We start from the raw sequence: 5583 nt of genomic DNA, 5'->3' as shown, positions 1-5583 counted from the left end.
CCCACTCTCGACTTCGCTCGAGCTGGGGGACTCCCATCGCCCTGCGGAACGACCGCCCACAGCGGTACCGGCGGAACGATTGCCCACAGCGGTACCGGCGGAACGACGACTGCCCACAGCGGCTCGGTCTGCTTACACGGCCAGGCGCTTTACCGCTGCTCGTACCCGCTCGTCCGTCGCCGTGAAGGCTACGCGTACGAAGTTTTCGCCTGCTGGGCCGTAGAAGTCGCCGGGGGCCACCAGGATGCCAAGGTCGGCCAGGTGGGCGACCGTGGTCCAGCAGGGTTCGTCGCGGGTGGCCCAGAGGTACAGGCTCGCCTCGCTGTGCTCGATGCGGAAGCCGTGGTTCAGCAGCGCCTCGCGCAGCGCCGTGCGGCGGGCCGCGTAGCGCTCGCGCTGGACACGGACGTGGTCGTCGTCGCCGAGGGCGGCCACCACGGCCGCCTGGGTGGGCGCCGACGTCATCATGCCGCCGTGCTTGCGGATCTCCAGGAGGGGGCCTAGGACGGCCGGATCGCCGGCCAGGAAAGCCGCGCGGTAGCCCGCGAGGTTGGAGCGCTTGGAGAGCGAGTGGACCGAGACGATGCCCTCGTAGGAGCCGCCGTTGACGTCCGGGTGGAGGACGGAGACCGGGTCGGCCTCCCAGCCCAGTTCGAGGTAGCACTCGTCGGAGAAGAGCAGCACGCCGTGCTCGCGGGCCCAGGCGACGATCCGGGTCAGTTCCTCCTTCGACAGGACCCTGCCCGTCGGGTTGGAGGGTGAGTTGAGCCAGAGGAGCTTCAGGTTCGCCGGGTCGAGCTCGGTCGGTTCGTCGTAGACCTCGTAGTCCGCACGGGCCAGGCGCGCGCCCACCTCGTAGGTCGGGTAGGCGAGGCGCGGGTAGGCCACCTTGTCGCCGGGGCCGAGGCCCAGCTGGGTGGGGAGCCAGGCGACCAGTTCCTTGGAGCCGACGATCGGCAGGACGTGGCGGTGGGTGATGCCCCGGGCGCCGAGGCGGCGGCGCAGCCAGCCGGTGATCGCGTCACGCAGCTCCGGCGTGCCCCAGACCGTCGGGTAGCCCGGGGAGTCGGCCGCCGCGACGAGCGCCTTCTGGATCAGCTCGGGGACCGGGTCGACCGGGGTGCCGACGGACAGGTCGACGATGCCGTCCGGGTGGGCGGCGGCCGTCTGCTTGTAGGGCGCCAGCTTGTCCCAGGGGAAGGTGGGCAGGCGGTCGGAGACTGCGGACACGGTTCTGGCTCACTTTCTCGTGCGTACGAGCCGTTCGGGACGGCAAACGCCTCGGTCCCGTACGACGGTGACCGCCGCGAGGGCGATCAGGCCGTACGGGACCGAGGCAACGCTCCTCAAGCGACGGCTGGGGTCCTCCCAGCGGGCCGCTTACTGGTTCTGCGGCGGAAGCGCGGCGATGAAGGGGTGGTCGCGCTCGATCAGGCCGAGCTTGCTGGCGCCGCCGGGCGAGCCGAGTTCGTCGAAGAACTCGACGTTCGCCTTGTAGTAGTCCTTCCACTCTTCCGGAGTGTCGTCCTCGTAGAAGATCGCCTCGACCGGGCAGACCGGCTCACAGGCACCACAGTCGACGCATTCGTCCGGGTGGATGTACAAGGACCGGGAGCCCTCGTAGATGCAGTCGACCGGGCACTCCTCGATGCACGCCTTGTCCTTGACGTCGACACAAGGCTGCGCGATGACGTAGGTCACGCTGTCGTTCCTCCTCGATACGGGCGCTGGCGGGCCTCCTCAGGCTCCGCCGCCTGGCGCGCGGGAGCGCGGCGTCGTCGATGCCCGCCTCTAGTATCTCCGTTATTGGGCATGATCCGAACAGGAGGGGTGGACTGACCTGTGGAATTCTCGTCGATAGGACGCCTCGAGATCCGTATCACCGCTGCTGACGTGGGCAAACGGGTCTCCGTACGGCGGTTGGGCCACCCTGGTGTCACGCAGGAGAAATTCACCGACACGGTGGGTGTTCTCACATCCTGGAACAACGGGGTGCTGGTGATCACACGACGGGACGGTGAACGCGTCCGGATCGAGGAATCCTCGCTGGTCGCGGGCAAGGTGGTGCCCGCGGCACCGGCCCGGCGGCGGGGCCCGTCCGCGTCATACCAGGAGCTCGTGCGGGTTGTGGCCCGGGCGTGGCGGCCGGTGGAGAGCGAACGGCTCGGCGAGTGGGAGCTGCGGGCCGCCGCCGGGTTCACCCGGCGGGCCAACTCCGTGCTGCCGCTCGGCGACCCCGGCCTGCCGCTCGACGAGGCACTGACCGTCGTACGGCGGTGGTACCGCGACCGCGGCCTGCCCGCGTACATCCAGACCGCCACCGGCGCCGAGGGCACACAGGAGCTGCTGTGCGCGGAGCTGGAGGAGCGCGGGTGGGTGCGTGAGGTGACCGCCGAGCTGTGGACCGGGGCACTCGCGCCGGTCGCCGACCGGGCCGAGGGGGCCGGGGTCGTGCTGTCCCGGGAGGCGGACGCGGCCTGGTTGGCGCGGTATCAGCGCAAGGGCGTGAGCGAGGTGGCGCTGAAGGTGCTGGGGAGCGGGCCCTCGGTGTGGTTCGCGACCGTGCCCGGTGCAGGCGCGGGGGCGCCTGCGGCGATCGGGCGGTGTGTGGTCGACGGGCGGTGGGCCGGGTTCGCCGCCGTCGAGGTCGATCCGGCGCTACGGCGGCGGGGACTGGCCGGCGCTGTGATGGCCGCGCTGGCCCGGCAGGCGCTCGACGAGGGCGCATCGGCGGCGTGGCTCCAGGTCGAGACGGACAATGTGGGGGCACGGGCGCTGTACACCGGGATGGGCTTCACTGCGCATCATGCGTACCACCACTACCGGGAGCCGCAGGCGTCCGGCGCGCCTGGGCACTGACAGCGGGAGGTCGGCAGGTGGTCATGCAACCCCCCTTCCCTCCACCGCCGGAGCGGTCCGCCGAGGCGCGGCGACGGTTCGCCGAGGAGGCGCGGTCCGAGCGGCCCGATCTGGCCGCGCTGTGTCTGCTCGTCGGCGCGGAGGCCGACGGGGCGCTGGACGACGCCGGGATCGACGCCGCGCAGGTGGAGCTGGACGAGCTGGCCGGGCGGCTGCCCTTCCGGCCGGGTGGGCCGCGCGTCTGGGCCGAGGCGCTGCATGAACTGCTCGGGGAGCGGTGCGGATTCCACGGCACGCCGGGCGATTACCAGCGTCTGGAGTCCTCGCTGCTGCATGCCGTGCTGCGGCGGCGGCGCGGGCTGCCGATTCTGCTGTCGGTGGTGTGGGTGGAGGTGGCGCGGCGAGCGGGGGCTCCGGTGTACGGGGTGGCGCTGCCGGGGCACTTCGTGGTCGGGTTCGGGGAGCCGGAGGAGCAGGTGCTCGCCGACCCGTTCGACGGGGGGCGGGTGCTGACCGGGAACGCCGCGGAGCTGCTGGTCGTGGGGGCCACGGGGGCGCCGTTGGATTCCTCGATGCTGGTGCCCGCGGCGCCGTTGGACGTCGTACTGCGGATCCTGAACAACATCCGGGCGTGGGCGGCTGCGCGGGCCGAGCGGACGGACGTGGCGTTGTGGGCCGTCGAGCTGTCGCTGTTGCTGCCGACGCATCCTGCGCGGTTGCGGTACGAGCGGGCGCAGTTGCTGGTGCGGCGAGGGGATTTCCTGGAAGGGGCGCGGGAGTTGGACGCGTATGCGGAGGTGGTGGGTGCGGTGGACGAGGGGGCGGCCGAGCGGGTGCGGGGGGAGGCTTCGGCGGCTCGGGCGATGCTCAATTAGCGGTTCGCCGCGGGGGCATACGACGGAGGGGGCGCCCAGCGGTCGCCGGGCGCCCCCTCCTCTGCGTCAGCCAGCCCCTAGTTGGGGGTGGTGTCGATGACTCCGGTGCGCTCCGCCGGCGTCTTGCCGCGCAGAGCCTTGCGCAACGCGGAGGCGACGTCCTCCGGCAGAACGTCACGCTTCCCGCTCGCGCCCTCGATCTGCACGCCGTCGAAGGTGCTGCCGTACGCCTCCTCGAGCGCCTTCAGGTTGTACGTCTCCACGAGCTTGCCGTCGACTGCCTTGAAGCCGAGGATCTTGGGCAGTGACACAGGGCCGAAGTCGATGCTGTGCGCCGCGTCGGTCTGGACCGTGGCGAGGTCGGACATCGCCGGCTCGGCGAACTCCTTCATCATCCGGTCGACCTCGGCGTTGGAGACCGTCGGCTGCCGGGTGGTCGTCGGCAGCTGCACCGGCGTGGACGTGCCGGTCTCGACCTGGGAGCGGTACGCCTCCTCGACGGCGTCGGTGGCCTGGTCGACGGCGATGCCCTTGCCGGCCTTGCCGTAGACGGCGACGGCCTTGCCGGACTCGAACTTGATCGTGCCGTCGGTCGCGGTGCCGGCGCCGCCCGCCGCGTCCTCCAGGGACGCCTTCAGCTTCTCCTCGTCGATCGGCATGACCGGTTCGACGACCCGCTCCTGTCCGAAGAGCGAGCCGATCACGGAGACCGGGTTGTAGTCGCTCTTCGCGGCGGCGCCGACCGTGGAGTCGACGTCGAACTGGAGCCCCGACTGGTCCGGCCTGAGCGAGACGGTGTCGCCGTCGACGGACAGCTTCAGCGGGTTGTCGATGCGGTCGCCGAGGGCCTCGTCGAGCTTCTTGACGGCGTCGTCGCGGGTGCCGCCGCCGATGTCGACGCCGAGCACGGTGGTGCCCTTGGGCACGTCGGAGTGGTTCATCAGCAGACCGGCGCCGTAGGCGACTCCGGCGACGAAGAACACGCCGCCGCCGAGCAGAACCAGCTTGTTGCGGCCCTTCTTTTTCTTGGGCGCGGCGGCGGGCACGTTCTGCTGCACCGGCTCGGGCAGCTTGGGCGGCGTGTGCGGCAGCGGCCCGTCGGCGGGCGCGCCGGGTCCGAAGGGCGTGCCGCGGTCGGCAGACGGCACGACGGGGATGCCGCTGGTGACGGTGTGCCCGGAGACGTTGTCGGGAACGCCGAAGGCGCTGCCGGGGGGCGGTTCGGGGACCTGCTTCTGCGGGGTGAGGATCGCAGTGTCGTCGCTCATACCGCCGCCGGGGCCGCGGCCGGTGTGCGGGGCGGTGCCTGGGCCGCCGGGAACGGTGCCCGGCCTGCCGGATGCGCCGGGGCCGCCCGTGGGCGGCGGGACGAGGGGGCCGTCGCCGGTGACCGGGCCGCCGGTCGGGCCCGCGGGGCCCTGCGGGCTGCCCTGGCCGCCGTGGCTGCCCGGTCCGCCCAGCCCCCCGTGACCGCTCAGGCCGGCGGAGCCGTTCCGACCGTTGGGGCCGCTCAGGCCGTTGGGGCCGTTGGGCGTGGACTGATGCCCGTATCCGCCCTGGCCGTTCTCCGCGAAGTACGGCAGGTCGTCGCGGCGGGGTTCGCCGGAGCCGCCCGGGCCGGGGGCCGAGCCGTTGCTCAGCGAGCCCGCCGCGAGCGCCTCGGTCACGTCGAAGGAGCCGGTACCGCCGCCGTGCCCGGGAGCCACGGGGCCGCCGGTGGCGCCGGGCAGCCCGGCACCGTTCGTACCGCCTCCGCCGGAGCGGGCGGCGTCACCGGGCCGGGAGCCGCCCGGCATGTTCATGGAGCCGACCACGCCACCGGGGCGGCCACTGCCCGGACGCGCCGCAG

General features: G+C 72.5%; 5 protein-coding genes. 2 read left to right on the top strand and 3 right to left on the bottom strand.

Annotated elements, in window-relative coordinates:
• Positions 1–132: 132 nt before the first annotated feature.
• Together ACTWQJ_RS45485 and fdxA are read right to left on the bottom strand one after the other, a co-directional pair.
• Positions 133–1230, bottom strand: coding sequence for a bifunctional succinyldiaminopimelate transaminase/glutamate-prephenate aminotransferase (locus ACTWQJ_RS45485; protein ID WP_443312254.1), 1098 nt, complete (start codon positions 1228–1230; stop codon positions 133–135).
• 150 nt (positions 1231–1380) lie between these two features.
• Entirely contained in the window at positions 1381–1701 is a 321-nt protein-coding gene (fdxA, locus tag ACTWQJ_RS45480) for a ferredoxin (protein ID WP_018089397.1), read from the bottom strand.
• A 141-nt stretch (positions 1702–1842) separates the two neighbouring features.
• Here fdxA and ACTWQJ_RS45475 point away from each other — a divergent pair, with 141 nt between their 5' ends.
• Both ACTWQJ_RS45475 and ACTWQJ_RS45470 read left to right on the top strand, forming a co-directional pair.
• Positions 1843–2859 (top strand): GNAT family N-acetyltransferase, encoded by a 1017-nt coding sequence (locus ACTWQJ_RS45475; RefSeq protein ID WP_443312253.1) that lies wholly within the window; start codon positions 1843–1845, stop codon positions 2857–2859.
• A gap of 23 nt (positions 2860–2882) precedes the next feature.
• Positions 2883–3734, top strand: a complete 852-nt coding sequence (locus tag ACTWQJ_RS45470) for a transglutaminase-like domain-containing protein (RefSeq protein ID WP_443312252.1) — start codon at positions 2883–2885, stop codon at positions 3732–3734.
• Between the two features lie 77 nt (positions 3735–3811).
• Here ACTWQJ_RS45470 and ACTWQJ_RS45465 read toward each other — a convergent pair.
• The coding region (locus ACTWQJ_RS45465; protein ID WP_443312251.1) for a hypothetical protein at positions 3812–5583 on the bottom strand (1772 nt) is incomplete at its 5' end.

Source organism: Streptomyces sp. KR55 (assembly GCF_052245645.1).
Lineage (GTDB): Bacteria > Actinomycetota > Actinomycetes > Streptomycetales > Streptomycetaceae > Streptomyces > Streptomyces flavusporus.
Note: the sequence above shows the minus strand (reverse complement) of the source record. Positions and strands in the feature narration are given on the sequence as shown.